The 14,652-nt window shown below is 65.0% G+C and carries 14 protein-coding genes and 1 tRNA gene; 4 read left to right on the top strand and 11 right to left on the bottom strand.

Features of this window, described 5'->3' with window-relative positions; translation table 11 throughout:
• The 6 genes from WAW17_RS26435 to argS form a co-directional block, all read right to left on the bottom strand.
• A partial coding sequence (locus WAW17_RS26435; protein ID WP_422335833.1) for a Rho termination factor N-terminal domain-containing protein occupies positions 1–622 on the bottom strand: 622 nt, incomplete at its 3' end.
• Between the two features lie 343 nt (positions 623–965).
• Positions 966–1,910 carry a homoserine kinase gene (gene thrB / locus WAW17_RS26430; protein ID WP_422335832.1) on the bottom strand — a complete coding sequence of 315 codons (945 nt, stop codon included), beginning with the start codon at positions 1,908–1,910 and terminating at the stop codon, positions 966–968.
• Positions 1,911–1,954: 44 nt separating this feature from the next.
• The gene (gene thrC, locus WAW17_RS26425; RefSeq protein WP_422335831.1) at positions 1,955–3,037 is read right to left on the bottom strand and encodes a threonine synthase; all 1,083 of its coding nucleotides are present in this window, start codon (positions 3,035–3,037) and stop codon (positions 1,955–1,957) included.
• On the bottom strand, positions 3,034–4,347 hold the full coding sequence (locus WAW17_RS26420) for a homoserine dehydrogenase (RefSeq protein ID WP_422335830.1): 1,314 nt from the start codon (positions 4,345–4,347) through the stop codon (positions 3,034–3,036). Before WAW17_RS26420 ends, thrC begins: the two co-directional genes overlap by 4 nt.
• On the bottom strand, positions 4,344–5,765 hold the full coding sequence (gene lysA, locus WAW17_RS26415) for a diaminopimelate decarboxylase (RefSeq protein WP_422335829.1): 1,422 nt from the start codon (positions 5,763–5,765) through the stop codon (positions 4,344–4,346). Before lysA ends, WAW17_RS26420 begins: the two co-directional genes overlap by 4 nt.
• Positions 5,762–7,414: an arginine--tRNA ligase gene (gene argS / locus WAW17_RS26410; protein ID WP_422335828.1), complete on the bottom strand. Its 1,653-nt coding sequence runs from the start codon at positions 7,412–7,414 to the stop codon at positions 5,762–5,764. The genes lysA and argS overlap by 4 nt, the downstream gene beginning before the upstream one ends.
• 213 nt (positions 7,415–7,627) lie before the next feature.
• On the opposite strand from argS, the gene WAW17_RS26405 reads away from it, so the two are divergent.
• A complete protein-coding gene (locus tag WAW17_RS26405) occupies positions 7,628–8,524 on the top strand; it encodes a DUF3105 domain-containing protein (RefSeq protein WP_422335827.1) in 897 nt (298 codons plus the stop codon).
• Positions 8,524–9,246 (top strand): DUF305 domain-containing protein, encoded by a 723-nt coding sequence (locus WAW17_RS26400; RefSeq protein WP_422335826.1) that lies wholly within the window; start codon positions 8,524–8,526, stop codon positions 9,244–9,246. Before WAW17_RS26405 ends, WAW17_RS26400 begins: the two co-directional genes overlap by 1 nt.
• A gap of 40 nt (positions 9,247–9,286) precedes the next feature.
• On the opposite strand, the gene WAW17_RS26395 is transcribed toward WAW17_RS26400, so the two are convergent.
• Entirely contained in the window at positions 9,287–11,668 is a 2,382-nt protein-coding gene (locus WAW17_RS26395) for a phosphoketolase family protein (RefSeq protein ID WP_422335825.1), read from the bottom strand.
• Between the two features lie 147 nt (positions 11,669–11,815).
• On the opposite strand from WAW17_RS26395, the gene WAW17_RS26390 reads away from it, so the two are divergent.
• Together WAW17_RS26390 and WAW17_RS26385 are read left to right on the top strand one after the other, a co-directional pair.
• Positions 11,816–11,888 (top strand) — tRNA-Arg (locus WAW17_RS26390).
• 164 nt (positions 11,889–12,052) lie between these two features.
• A complete protein-coding gene (locus tag WAW17_RS26385; protein ID WP_422335824.1) occupies positions 12,053–12,202 on the top strand; it encodes a hypothetical protein in 150 nt (49 codons plus the stop codon).
• A 673-nt stretch (positions 12,203–12,875) separates the two neighbouring features.
• Here the strand turns inward: WAW17_RS26385 and WAW17_RS26380 are convergent.
• From WAW17_RS26380 to WAW17_RS26365, 4 genes are read right to left on the bottom strand one after another with little or no spacing between them, the layout of a single operon-like run.
• Complete coding sequence (locus tag WAW17_RS26380; RefSeq protein WP_422335823.1) at positions 12,876–13,106, bottom strand: hypothetical protein; 231 nt, start codon at positions 13,104–13,106, stop codon at positions 12,876–12,878.
• Positions 13,107–13,110: 4 nt separating this feature from the next.
• Entirely contained in the window at positions 13,111–13,743 is a 633-nt protein-coding gene (locus WAW17_RS26375; RefSeq protein WP_422335822.1) for a hypothetical protein, read from the bottom strand.
• Positions 13,744–13,778: 35 nt separating this feature from the next.
• Positions 13,779–14,066 (bottom strand): hypothetical protein, encoded by a 288-nt coding sequence (locus WAW17_RS26370; protein WP_422335821.1) that lies wholly within the window; start codon positions 14,064–14,066, stop codon positions 13,779–13,781.
• Positions 14,063–14,446 (bottom strand): hypothetical protein, encoded by a 384-nt coding sequence (locus WAW17_RS26365; RefSeq protein ID WP_422335820.1) that lies wholly within the window; start codon positions 14,444–14,446, stop codon positions 14,063–14,065. The genes WAW17_RS26370 and WAW17_RS26365 overlap by 4 nt, the downstream gene beginning before the upstream one ends.
• Between the last annotated feature and the right edge of the window lie 206 nt (positions 14,447–14,652).

The following is a 14,652-nucleotide window of genomic DNA, read 5'->3' as shown; positions in this document are numbered from 1 at the left end:
GGGTAGCGGTGGCCGTCTGCGTCACTTCTTGCCCGTTGTCGCCCTGTTCACCCTGCTCGGGCGCTCCCGGCCGGCGGGAAGAACCGCGGCGCGGACGCCCGCGGCGGCCACCGTCGGCGGTGTCGGTGTCGGTGTCGGAAACGTTGCCGACTGCGGGCCCGGACTGGGCCGCAGTGGTCTCGGCCACCTTTTCGGCGACGCCCTGCTTCTCAGTGACGCTCTGCTTTTCAGTGGCGCTCTGCCGAGGGCTCACCTCGAGCTCGGTCTGGTCGGACTGCTCACGCTTGGCGCGCGTGGTCTTGGCGCGAGGCGCCGTCTCGGTCGCTACAGCGGCCGGTGCCGCAGCTCCGCCCTGACGTTCTTTGATGGCGGTGATCAAGTCGCCCTTGCGCATCCCCGAGATGCCTTTGATACCGAGGTCACCCGCAAGGGAACGTAGCTCGGTCAGCACCATTCCGGACAGCCCGGCACCTCGGCGCGCCTCGGCGCGCTTTGTGGAGGCCGTTACGGCACCGGTTCCCGGTGCGGAAGATGACGCCTGTATGGATTCGCCTGCCTGCGCGTCAACGGTATTCACCGAGGAGGCGTGCAATGGAGTGGCGATGAGGTCCGTATCGGTCACGGAGGTCCTTTCCTTCCCTCACTCGCGCTGCGCAGAGTCGAGGGTTCGTCCCGTAATTCGGTTTCAGTACCGAACTCGGATGTGCCGTACGTAGTTGCATGTAACGAACTGCCGGCTTGCCCGCCATCACATCGCCTTGAAACAGGCGCGCTTTGCGCAATCCCAACACCACAGATAGTGCGGAGGATCGTGCCAGAAGCTGTCAACCCCGATTACCCTGGAGTGATTGCCCTGGTGAAGCACCGGCGTCTGATGCGCACGATGTGCGGACAATGCCCAGGATAGCCGTGAACGACCGGGGGGGCAAGGAGAGGCCCGTCACGGCATGTCGGCTAGCGACACCTCAGCTGATCTGCACGCCGTCTGCGATGCCGAGTTCGAGTACCCGCAGCCCGTCGGCCTCGGCTTGGACCCGAAGATCGTCGGGAAATGGCTCCGTTGTCAGTGCCAGCACGGTCGGACCTGCACCGGAAACAGCGGCAGCGATCCCTGCGTTCCGCAGTACCGCGATCCAGCGAGTGGTGAGGGGAAGCGCGGGGGCGCGCTGCGCCTGGTGCAGCCTGTCCTCGGTCGCGGGCATCAGCAGATCCGGCCGTTCGGTGAGCGCTACGACCGTCAATGCGCCACGGCTGACGTTGAAGGCCGCGTCCCCGTGCGGAACCGTCTCGGGAAGCAGACCCCTCGTGTGTGCGGTCGACGAACGTTCACCCGGCACCAGTGCGATCACACGGATCGACGGATGCACCTTCAATGAGACCGCAGAGTACGTGGTCGTCGCAGCCGAGGAACCATCTGCCGAGTCCGATACACAGGTCCATGAGACCACCGCGCCGCCGAGGACGCTGGCGGAGGCGTTGTCGGGGTGGCCCTCGAATTCGGAGGACAGCTGAACGAGCTGCTCGACCGACAACCCGAGTTCGGGATCGAGTTTCTTGGCCAGTCCGTTTGCCGCTGCCAACCCGCCGACCACCGCGGAAGCGGAAGAGCCCAGCCCCCGTGAATGCGGAATCGCATTGCGGCACAGCACATCGAGACCTTCTGCCCACACCCCGGCAGATTCCAGACCGCGTTCGATCGCCCGTACCACGAGATGAGAGGGACCCCAGGGCACGTCTTCCGCACCCTCGCCCTCGACCCTGATCCTCAGTCCCGAGCCCGTGGTGGTGACCGTGATTTCATCGTAGAGCGCGAGTGCGAGACCGAGGGTGTCGAAGCCTGGACCGAGGTTGGCGCTCGACGCCGGGACCCGGGCGGTCACGGTCAGCCCGGTAGGCAGGGTCTGTGTCATGGCAGCGGTCTGATCCTGCGGCGTGGTGGGTGTGGACGCCACCACTACGCCAGCTCGAGGGCCGACGCGACAGCTACGGGATCGACCGGAATCGGTTGCACCTCAGGCATGCCCGCGAGCGCAGTGTCCGGGTCCTTCAGTCCGTTGCCGGTCACCGTGCACACCACGGTGAGACCGGAATCCAGCCAGCCCTCCTTGCGTGCGGCCAGCAGACCGGCGACGCTTGCAGCCGACGCGGGTTCGACGAAAACACCCTCGGTGGCAGCGATCAGGTGGTAGGCGACCAGGATTTCCTCGTCGGTGGCAGCACGGAAGGCGCCGTGGGATTCTTCTTTGGCCGTGACGGCACCATGCCACGAAGCGGGTGAGCCGATACGGATCGCCGTGGCGATGGTCTCCGGGTCCTTCACTGGCGCACCGTGTACCAGCGGCGCGGCGCCTGCCGCCTGGACGCCGAGCATGCGCGGCTTCACGCTGGTCAGCCCGTCCGCGTAGTACTCGGAATAACCGCGCCAGTAGGCGGTGATATTCCCTGCGTTGCCGACAGGGAGAGCGTGCACGTCGGGAGCCTTGCCCAGCGCGTCGCAGATCTCGAACGCCGCGGTCTTCTGGCCCTCGATTCGAACGGGGTTGACCGAGTTCACGAGTCCGATCGTCGGGAACTCGGCCGTCGTCTTGCGGGCCAGTTCGAGGCAGTCGTCGAAGTTGCCCTGCACCTGGATGATCCTGGCGCCGTGCATGACCGCCTGGGCAAGCTTGCCCATCGCGATCTTGCCCTGTGGAATCAGAACCGCACAGCTCATCTTCGCCTTGGCGGCGTATGCGGCGGCCGACGCGGAGGTGTTGCCGGTGGATGCGCACAGCACGGCCTGCTGCCCACGAGCGAGGGCGTCGGTGACAGCCATCGTCATACCGCGATCCTTGAAGGACCCGGTGGGGTTGAGCCCCTCGACCTTGAGGTAGACGTCGCAGCCCGTGATCTCCGAGAGATGACCGGCGGGCAGCAGCGGGGTGCCGCCCTCTCGGAGCGTGACGGTCTTCCAGTTCGGTCCGATCGCGAGACGATCGCGGTAGGCCTCGATCAGCCCCGGCCACGGAGTGTGAACGGGATTACGGGTGCCGGTCATTGTTCGGTGCCTTCCAGTCGCAGCACGCTGGTCACAGCGGTGACGAATTCGAGTTTGCTCAGCGCCTCGACGGTGTCCGAGAGAGCCGAGTCTGCGGCAAGGTGCGTGACCACCACGAGACGGGCACCTTCGCCCGCCCCTTCCTGCCGCACGACGGAGATGCTGACGCCGTGCTTGGCGAATTCCGCGGCAACGGCCGACAGCACACCCGCCTTGTCTGCCACCTGCATGTTCACGTAGTAGCGGGTGGGGATGTCGCCGATCGGCGCAATCTTGAGCTCGGCGTACTTCGACTCGCGGGGGCCGCGTCCGCCCTGAACCTTGTTCCGCGCAGCCATCACCAGGTCCCCCATCACCGCCGACGCGGTGGGCGCGCCGCCTGCGCCCTGGCCGTAAAACATCAGGCGGCCGGCGTTCTCGGCTTCGACGACGACGGCATTGAACGCACCGTGGACGGACGCAAGCGGGTGGCCGAGCGGCACCAGAGCCGGGTAGACCCGGGCGGAGATACGTTCCTTGCCCTTGGAGTTGACGATGCGCTCACAGATGGCGAGCAATTTGATGGTGCAGTCGAGGGCCCGCGCGGAGGTGAGATCAGCGGCCGTGATCTTCGAGATTCCCTCGCGGTAGACGTCGGAAGCGGTGACCCGGCTGTGGAACGCGATCGAGGCGAGGATGGCAGCCTTCGAGGCCGCATCGTAACCCTCGACATCGGCTGTGGGATCGGCTTCGGCGTAGCCCAGCCGTCCTGCCTCTGCCAGGGTCTCCGCGTAGTCGGCCCCGGTCTCGTCCATTGCCGAAAGGATGAAGTTGGTGGTTCCGTTGACGATTCCGGCGACCTTGGTGACGCGGTCACCGGCCAGGGACTGCGTCAGTGGACGAATCACGGGAATCGCGCCGGCCACCGAAGCCTCGAAGTTCAGGTCGACCCGCGCCAACTCTGCAGCCTCGGCCAGCTCCCCCGTGTGCTCGGCGAGCAACGCCTTGTTGGCGGTGACGACGGACTTGCCGGAGTTCAGCGCCTGAAGGATGAGCTTGCGTGGCAGCTCGATGCCACCGATCAACTCGACGACGATGTCGACGTCCTCGCGGGCGACGAGTCCCTCTGCATCGGTGGTCTGCAACTGTTCGGCAATACCGCGGTCGCTACCGGTACGCCGCATTGCGACCCCGCGGAGTTCCAGGGGGGCACCGACCCTGCCCTCGAGCTCGTCGGCCTGCTCACGCAGGATCCGGACGACCTCGCTCCCGACGTTGCCGTAACCGAGGACAGCCACACCGATAGGGCGCTGCGCCGATACGCTCGTCACTCCTGTACCTCCAAGCTGAGCAGATCCTGCATGGTTTCCCTCCGTAGAATCACGCGCGACACACCGTCGCGAACCGCTACCACGGCAGGGCGGGTGAGTAGGTTGTACCTGCTCGACATCGAGTAGCAGTATGCACCGGTGGCCGCGACGGCGACCAAATCCCCGGCCTCGATGTCTCCGGGCATCCAGGTGTCGCGGATCACGATGTCACCGGTTTCGCAATGCTTGCCGACCACACGGGACACCACCGGCGCCGACTCACTGACCCGTGAGACCAGTTTCGCCTCATACTCCGCCTGGTACAGCGACGTGCGGATGTTGTCACTCATTCCGCCGTCGACGCTGACGTAGCGACGCGTGAGGGAGCTGCCGACGGTGACATCCTTGATGGTGCCCACCTCGTAGAGCGTCACGGTGCCGGGTCCGGCAATGGCCCGTCCGGGCTCGACGGCCAGCGTCGGCTCCGGCAGGCCGACGAGAGCCGATTCGTTCCGCACGATGTGGCCGAGCTTGGCAGCCAGCTCGTCCACCGGCGGCGGATCGTCCGTGGGAACGTAGGCGATTCCCATGCCGCCGCCGAGGTCGATGATCGAGATCTGCGCAGTCTTGTCCACACCGAACTCCGAGACGACCTCCCGGAGGAGACCGATCACCCGGTGCGCAGCCATTTCGAAGCCGTCGACGTCGAAGATCTGCGAGCCGATGTGGCTGTGCAGACCCACCAGGCGCAGGTGATCCGCCGCGAAGACTCTGCGCACGGCATCCATGGCGTCGCCACCGGCGAGTGAGAATCCGAACTTCTGATCCTCGTGCGCCGTGGAGATGAATTCGTGGGTGTGTGCCTCGATCCCCACCGTGACGCGAATCAGGACGTCCTGAACGACACCGGCTTCCGCGGCCACCTTGTCGAGACGGTCGATCTCCATGAGGGAATCGATGACCACGTGCCCGACCCCGGCCTGCACCCCCGCGCGCAGTTCGGCGACCGATTTGTTGTTGCCGTGCATCGCAATCCGCTCCGCAGGGAAACCCGCGTGCAGTGCGACGGCCAGTTCGCCTCCCGAGGCCACGTCCAGCGACAGGCCCTCGTCTGCCACCCAGCGGGCGATCTCACCACACAGGAAGGCCTTGGACGCGTAGTGCACCCGCGCCGACGGCCCGAAGGCGCGGGCCATGTCCCGGCACCGCGAACGGAAATCGTCCTCGTCCACCACGAACAGCGGCGTGCCGTACTTCTCGGCGAGCTCGGTAACCGGAACACCGGCAAGGCGCACGACGCCGTCGTCACCGCGATTCGCGTTGCGGGGCCACACCGCAGGGTCGAGCGCAGCGAACTCGGTTGCGTCCGATGGGCGCTCGGGCAGACCAGGAGCGTGGAGTTGCTCGGCATGCATGGGACCTGCCGGATGCGCGCTCACATCTGCTCCGGAGCACCGACACCGAGCAGTGCGAGCCCGTTGGCGAAAACCTGACGGGACGCGCTGCAGAGCGCGAGGCGCGCGATGTGCAGCTGGCCGACTTCTTCGTCGCCCTGCGGCAGCACCCGGCAGGCCCCGTAGAAGCGGTGATACGCGCCGGCCAGTTCCTCCAGATATCGCGCGATCCGGTGTGGCTCACGAAGATTCGCGGCACTGGCGACAACACGGGGGTATTCGCCGAGGGTGCGGATGAGGTCGCCCTCCTGCTCCGAGACGAGGAGGGAGAAGTCGGGATCGGCGACGGCGATGCCGAGGTCGACGGCATTGCGCGCGATCGCCGACAACCGGGCGTGCGCGTACTGCACGTAGTAGACCGGATTCTCGTTGCCTGTGCTCGTCCACAGTTCGAGGTCGATGTCGATGCTCGAGTCCACCGAAGACCGGATCAGCGCGTACCGCGCGGCGTCGACGCCGATCGCCTCGACCAGGTCGTCGAGGGTGATGACCGTCCCGGCGCGCTTGCTCATCTTCACAGCCGCACCGTCACGGACGAGATTCACCATCTGCCCGATCAAGACCTCGACGGTGTCCGGGTCGTCACCGAACGCCGCGGCCGCGGCCTTGAGGCGGCCGATGTATCCGTGGTGGTCCGCCCCCAGCATGTAGATGCACAGGTCGAAGCCGCGGGCGCGCTTGTTCTGGAAGTATGCGATGTCGCCGGCGATGTAGGCGGCATTTCCGTCGCTCTTGATGACGACACGGTCCTTGTCGTCACCGAAATCGGTGCTCTTGAGCCACCATGCGCCATCCTCCTGGAAGAGGTTGCCGGAGGCTTTGAGTGTTTCGACCGCCTCTGTCACGGCTCCCGATTCGAACAGGGAGTTCTCGTGGAAGTACACGTCGAAGTCGACACCGAAGTCGTGCAGCGTGTGCTTGATGTGCGCAAACATCAGGTCCACACCGATGGCCCGGAACACTTCCTCCTGTTCACCGTCGGGAAGTTGCAGTACGTCGGGACGTTTCTGCAGTACCTGTGCGGCGATGTCCGCGATGTAGGCGCCCGCGTATCCGTCGTCCGGCGCGGGTTCCCCCTTGGCCGCCGCGATCAGGGAGCGGGAGAACCGGTCGATCTGGGCACCGTGATCGTTGAAGTAGTACTCGCGGGTGACCGCAGCACCCTGCGTGGACAGAATCCGTCCCAGCGCGTCTCCGACGGCAGCCCAGCGGGTGCCACCGAGATGGATGGGGCCGGTGGGGTTGGCGGAGACGAATTCGAGGTTGATCTTCTTGCCGTCCAGGGTGTGGCCGGCACCGAAGTGGGAGCCCTCCTCGAGGATCTTGGCCACGATCGCGCCCTGCGCGTCGGCATGAAGGCGAATGTTGAGGAAGCCCGGTCCAGCGATCTCCGCGCTGTCGATACCCTCGACCGCGGTCAGCGCCTGGGCCAGCCAGCCGGCCAGCTCCCTCGGGTTGGTACCGACCTTCTTGGCCAACTGCATCGCGATGTTTGTGGCGTAATCGCCGTGCTCGGGGTTACGCGGACGCTCGACCGTCACAGTGTCCGGGAGCACGGAAACGTCGAGTCCGCGCTCGGCGAGCACTTTCGCGGCGGTTCCACGGAGGAGTTCGGCAAGGTCAGCTGGAGTCACAGGTATCTATCCTATGACCATGACGCTGCGGACGGTGACCCGCCTGGCGGGGAGGCACACAGCCGTGGGCCGGGGCACCGGCGGGGGTGGTCGACGCCACTCTCCCAGATGCCCCTCAGGGTGAGAAAGTACAGTGGTGTGGCCCGTAGATCCAGGTCCCTGGACTGAGCGCTTCAGCCCTCCAGCCCCACACACACCGAAAGATCACAATCGATGCCAAGCGGTTCGGAAAGTCGCGGTCCCGGTAAGAATGCGGGAGCCAAGTCAGCCAAGGCCCTGAAGGCCGCCAAGAAGAACAGCGGCGGCCAGAAATCCAAGGTCGGCGGCGCCAAGCCCCCCCGCAACATTCCCTGGCTCACGATCGGTGCCGCGGTAGCCGTCCTCACGCTCGTCGGCATTCTCGCGATCAACCTGGTGCCCAAGTATCAGGCCAAGGAAGAGGCCGCCCGATACGCGCCGAGCGCGGACAATCCCGATCCCTCGGTCGAAATCGACGGGGTCGCGAAGGTCGACTACCCCGCCGGAATTCACATCCAGCCCATGCAGCGCGTCGCGTACGATCAGTCGCCACCGTTCGGCGGACCGCACGACGCCAACTGGGCCACCTGCACCGGAACGGTCTACCCCGAAGCGATTCGCTCGGAGAACGCGGTGCACTCGCTCGAGCACGGCGCGGTGTGGATCGCGTACAACCCCGACACGGTCCCGGCCGACCAGGTGGAGACGCTGAAGGACAAGGTCGACGGCGAAAGCTTCACCCTGCTGTCGCCGTACCCCGGCCTCGACAGTCCGATCTCCCTGCAGTCATGGGGCCACCAGCTGAAGCTCGACAGCGCTGACGACGAGCGGATCGATCAGTTCGTCAGCGCCCTGCGAATCAACAAGAACACCTACCCGGAGGTCGGCGCGAGCTGCTCGAGCATCCCCGGCTCCGGTTTCGATCCGGACAACCCGCCGGCCTTCGACGCAGCCGCACCCGGTCCCGATGCAGTGCCCATGGACGGCGGCAACATCGAGCCGGACCAGACCGAAACCGGCGGAATGGGCCAGCTACCCTCCGGCATGCAGTTGCCGACCGACCTGCAGCAGACGCCGACGGGGGGCCAGTGATGGCAGACGCGCCCGTACCCGATACGGCACCCACGCCCACTCCTCGCAGCCAGCGCACGGCGCTGCTGGTCATCGGGCTGATCGGGGCCGTCGCGCTCGGCTTCGTCCTCGGTTTCCTGGCGCGAATTCCGTTGGACGACAACGAGTCGCCGACGCCCGAAGCCGGTTCGGTGGACGTCGGTTTTGCACAGGACATGAGCGTGCATCACAGCCAGGCCGTGGAGATGTCCGCGATCGCGCTGGCGAACGCCGCAGACCCGGCGGTGCGGAACCTCGCCTACGACATCCTGACGACGCAACAGAATCAGCTCGGGCAGATGCAGGGCTGGCTCGCATTGTGGGACCAGCCGTCGTTGCCGTCCGGTGGCTACATGGGCTGGATGTCCGGCGGTGAGGACAGCGACACGGACGACGACCACGGCCACGCGTCGGGTGCCGGTGAGCACATGGGATCGATGTCGAAGATGCCGGGTATGGCGTCGTCCGAGGATCTTGCTGCCCTACGCCAGGCCACCGGTCCCGCGGTGGACGTGCTGTTCCTCCAGCTGATGCTGCGGCACCACGAGGGTGGGCTCCCGATGATGGAGTACGCCGCCCAGCATGCCTCGACCGATGTCGCGCGTGCTCTCTCGCAAACCATGGTCGACGCCCAGCAGAGCGAATCGACGCTCATGAAGAACATGCTCGCCGAACGCGGCGCCGCTCCCTTGCCGATGAACTGAGCCGCCGATGAACTGAGCCGCCGATGAACTGAGCTGCTGCTCAGGACCAGGTCCAGTCTCGCACCTCGGGCATGTCTTCGAAATGCTCGACCACGTATTCGGCGTGCCTCTCGAGCTGGGTGAGACAGAAGTCGGCGAGCTCCACCGCGCCGCGGACATCCGTCCCTGCGCGCCGTAAGACCTCGCGAACCAAGTGGTACCGGCTCATTCTGTTCAATACCACCATGTCGAACGGCGTGGTGGTGGTGCCCTGCTCGCTGAAGCCGCGGACGTGGAAGCGTTCGGGTTCCGGACGTCCGTGCAGCAGTTCGTGCACGGCACGCGAGTATCCGTGGAACGCGAAGACCACGTGTGTGTCGGCGGTGAAGAGATCGACGAACGTCTGTTCGTCGAACCCGTGCGGGTGTTCCGTCGGCGTCAGTAGCGCCATCAAGTCGACGACGTTCACCACCCGCGTGACGAGGTCGGGAGTCCGGTCGCGGAGCAGCTGCGCCGCGGCGAGAACCTCCTGTGTGGGAACGTCGCCCGCGGCGGCGAGCACCACGTCCGGGGTGGAGTCCCGTTCCGTGCCCGCCCAATGCCACACCGAGGCGCCGGCGTCGCAGTGCTCCTTTGCCTCGTCGAGGGTCAGGTACTGAAGATGCGGCTGCTTGTCGACCACGATGATGTTCACCTTGTCGGTGCTGCGGAAACACTGATCGGAGATCACGAGCAAGGTGTTCGAGTCCGGCGGAAGCCACACCCTCACCACGTCCGGCGCGAGGGGAATGACGGCGTCGATCATTCCCGGCCCCTGATGGCTGAATCCGTTGTGATCATTGCGCCAGCACGTGCTGGTCAGGAGCACGTTCAGTGAGGCAACCGGCGCGCGCCACCGCAGCCCCGCAGCGTGCTGAAGCCACTTGGTGTGCTGGATGAGCATCGACACGCTCACCATGGCGAACGCCTCGTAGCTGGCGAAGAGTCCGTGCCGCCCCGACAGGAGGTAGCCCTCGAGCCACCCTTCGCACAGATGCTCGCTGAGCACCTCCATCACGCGGCCACCGGCGGACAGGTCGTCGTCGTACTCGGTGACGGGAAGCTGCCAGCACCGGTCGGTTTGCTCGAACACGGCGCCCAGCCGGTTGCTCGACGTTTCGTCGGGGCAGAACAGACGGAAATATCCCCCACCGTCGGGGGTGGTTGTCGCGGCGTAGAGATCGCGGAGCAACTCACCGAGTACGCGCGTGGTCTCGTGCACGGTCGCGCCCGGCTTCGCTATGGTGAGCGCATATTTCTCCAGCGGCGGCATCGGCAGATCCGCTCGGAGACGCCCGCCGTTGGCGTAGGGGGAAGAGCCCATCCGTTTGTCGCCCTGTGGCGCCAGACGGGCGAGCTCGGGCACGAGCGCACCCTTGGCGTCGAACAGCGTCTCGGGAGAATAGGACCGCATCCACGCCTCGAGTTGGCGGAGGTGCTCCTCGTTCGTCCGCACACCCGACAACGGAACCTGGTGGGAGCGATGGGTTCCTTCCACCAGCACCCCGTCGACGATGTGCGGACCCGTCCATCCTTTCGGTGTCCGCAACACGATCGCGGGCCACGCGACCGCGTCGCCACCGCCGGCGCGGGCCTCCCGCTGGATGTCGCCGATCGTGCTGTGCGCCTCGGACAGGGCCCGATCGAGGTCCCGGAACACCGTGCGCGGGTCGTTGCCGGAGACAATGACGGGGGCCCATCCCTGCCCGCGCAGAAACGCACCGATGTCGGCGTCGCTGCTGCGACCGTAGACGGTGGGCCCGGCGATCTTCGCCCCGTTGAGGTGGAGGATCGGCAGCACCGCACCGTCGCGTGCGGGATTGAGGAACGCAGGAAGCTTCCACGATCCGGACAGCGGGCCGGTCTCTGCTTCGCCGTCACCGATGACACACGCCACCAGCAGATCCGGATTGTCGAACGCCGCACCGGCCGCATGCGCGAGCGAATATCCCAGTTCACCGCCCTCGTGGATGCTGCCCGGCGTCTGCACGCTGACGTGGCTCGGAATCCCCCCTGGGGTGGAGAATTGACGGCACAGCCGGTGCACGCCGGCGGCGTCCACGGAGACCGCCGGGTACACCTCCGAGTACGTGCCCTCGAGGTAGGTGGCCGCGACGAGCGCGGGTCCCCCGTGACCGGGTCCCGTCACGTAGAGGCAGTCCACGTCGGTTCGCCGGATGAGCCGGTTCAGCAGCGCGTAGATCATCGACAGACCCGGACTGGTGCCCCAGTGCCCGAGCAGCCGCGGCTTGATGTGCTCGGGGCGCAGTGGCTCACGGAGAAGCGTGTTGTCCTGGAGGTATATCTGAGCCACGGTGAGATAGTTCGCTGCCGCCCACCACCGAAGATCCAGATCGAGTTCGGACACCGAATACTGCGCATCCATCTGTTGCCGACCGGTCATCCCCGACCCTCCCAGAAAGTTCGTGTGCGTCCGTGTTTCCCCCGAGACTAGGCGCTGTCAGCCAACTCGGGGGGACCGGTTTGGTCCATCCCACCACTGATGCGCTACGCTAAGCGCGCCCAATCGGCACACCGGGTTTACCGGTGCGCCCCCGTAGCTCAGGGGATAGAGCGTTCGCCTCCGGAGCGAAAGGTCGCAGGTTCGAATCCTGCCGGGGGCACGGCGTTGATGCAGGTCAGGACATGTTCCTGGCCTGCATTTTACGTTTCGTGCGATTCCCGTGCCATTCGATCCTGGACTCAAGCGGCATCCGTTGCCACAAAAGAACGGCCCCGCACGGTGCGCTAACACCTTGCAGGGCCTCGGCCGCAACGGAGTAGACCCGTGAACCGTCCCACCAGGATACCCATATCCACTGACACCAGGCTCGAGCTGCTGCTCGCCGTCGTCGGAATCATTGCCCTGATCGACCTCTACGCCGCCACCCTCGGCGTGTTGCGGCTGGCGATCTCGCTCGGCTGGTACGTCTCGTGAACCGCGACGAACTTCGTGCACAGATCGCTGAGTCGATCAAGAACGATCCGTCCTACGTGGATATCTATTGCGCCGTGTGCGGCGTCTACATCACTGCCGTGAACCCACCCTTGCCCCCTGTGCCCGTGAACTGCACCGGCTGTCGAGAGCTTCACGGCCAGTAACGAACCTCGCTCCACGTCGTTCTCAGGGCCAGCCCGACGTAAACCAGCGCCTCCTGTTGCAGTGTCGACAATCCCCGGAACCAGGTTCGGGGAGCTTCCAGGCCGACTGATCATCGGCCAGGAGGTCAACCACCGGCTCCCCACGCTCACAGCGACGGGGGGCTAGAGGTCGTGGAGCGGAACGACGGTCGGCGGAAATTTGGGAGGTGGCTTGGGAGGTTCCAAGCCAGGGCCTTTAGTCCGTTCGGAATCTCTACACCTACACAACACACAAGGAGAGTGCTCGATGTTCGTTGGTTCAACCGTTGGCAGATTGATTGAAGTCTCCACCAGCACTATCGATGATCTTCCACTGGTAACTGTCAGCTACGGGGCAGGTGTCGCGGAGTTGTTCGACCTCACTCCAGAAGCCGCGAGGTATCTTGCGGCGGCGCTCTTGTCCGCTGCCTCCGGGTAGTGCGAGCACAGGAATGTCCTCCACTATGAAGGTGGAGGGGCATTCTGCGTTCTCAGAGCCGATCGGCGTACTCACTCCAGTCAATTCGATCGAAGTCCGGATGGGCGCTCCAGTGCTTCGCTACCAGCTCGAGAGCGTGACCACGCTCCGCCCCACCCTCATCGTTGTTCGCAATGTGCCGTGCGGACCCGAAGTAGCTGTCGCGGGGGAAGACCTCGGTCTCCGATGCCGCTTGTTCTTCATCGAGGCGGGCGTCGATGAACTGTTCCGGTGTGATCGTCATTTCACTACATGATTGGAAGTGGGTCCGCACTCGCCGAGTCGATTGAACCGTCGCTACTGTCGCTCTCCCCAGATTCTCCCGCTGAGCCATCGCGACCGTTGCTAGGCAGTCGCGGTTCCGCCGACGTGTCATCATCAGCGCCGTTCTCAGCCTCAGCCGACTTGACCGCATTTCGCTGTCCCGCCATCTTTCGGAAGTGCGCAGCCAACTTGGAGTACATCAGCGTTATGGCGAAGAAGCTAACAATGTCGAGCGGGCGAGCGATGCCGCCTTCCCAGAGCGCGCCCTTCGGGTTAAATACCAGAACAACATATCCAAGCATCATGGAGCCGAACGAAACGGCCAACATCGAAAGCCACACGATCCGCTGAGGCAGTGTGAGCGCCGCAGGGGTTATGTGCTCGCGCCATCGTCTCTTGGTGTACTTCTCGGTCCGTTCCTCCAGGTGCTGAGCGAACCTCTCCTTCGCTTCCGAGGCGGGCAGCTTGTCAAAGAGTTCGAGATCATGAAGCAACTTGGTTCGGTCATCCCGGCGTCGAAAATCTTCAGTCACACCAGCCGCAATCGACGCAATGAAAGGTCCGACAACGATCGCCGCCGCCGCCACGATCCACGGCATCTGTTCCCACCAGTTCATTGGAGCATTGTGCCTGACCGGAACGATCTTGTACGTCAAGGCCAAAACGGCATGCGGCCGGGGATTATCCTCCGCGCCTCGAGCGGCGACAGCCCCACGTCACCGGCCCAGCAACCGATCGCCCGCGCCCAGTTCTGACGCGCCGACAGCATCACCTCGCCCATCAGCTCCTTACGGTTCGGATGAGAGGAACCCATGCGGTCAATCTGTGCCAGCAATACCGGATCGGCCCAGACGCGGATGTTCGGCCCCTCCGCCAGCTCTGCGGGCACGTCATCGCTGACGGAAGTTGGTAGCTCTGGCTCGGCAGCTTTCGGGATCACTTGGCATCACGCACCACGGCAAGAGCGGCCGGATTCGTTGCATACGTGCCGCGAGCACCACCGCGACGCTGCGGACGGTTCACCGGCTGTTCAGGTGCAGCATCGGGGATACGCAGGGATGCGATCAGCTTCGTGAGTAGCTGTGCCTGTAGGCGAAACTCGACCATCAGCGGGTTAGCTACGGGCTGCACCTTGCCCTGGACGACGAGAGCTTGCCCGTTCATCTCGGTCTGAATCTCGTCCAGGCGGTCGGCAGCACGACAAGCCTGCTTCAAAATGAGCTTTTCGGGGGTAGAAAGGGCGAATTTACCCTCGATATCGGCCCAAAGTTCCCTACCTGAGGAGCCGAACCGTTCGGGATACTTGCTGGTAGAAGCCATTTGGGCCTTCTTTCGGGGAGGTTCAACGGAGAAGTTCAGGGTCACGCACCGCGATCCACAGAGCGCTGCGCTGACGGCGCGGCCCCCAGGGAGTGGTGGTGCCCCCACCCCCTGGGCTAAGTGCAATACCGTTCAGTTAGAGGGTTGTGCGGTATCGTGTCGGCGTGCCGCGTAGTGGATGGGTGAAGCCGGAGTCGGATCGTCGG

Origin of the sequence: Rhodococcus sp. (in: high G+C Gram-positive bacteria), assembly GCF_049286785.1 — a bacterium.
Lineage (GTDB): Bacteria > Actinomycetota > Actinomycetes > Mycobacteriales > Mycobacteriaceae > Rhodococcus_F.
This window is presented reverse-complemented; position numbering and strand designations above follow the sequence as displayed.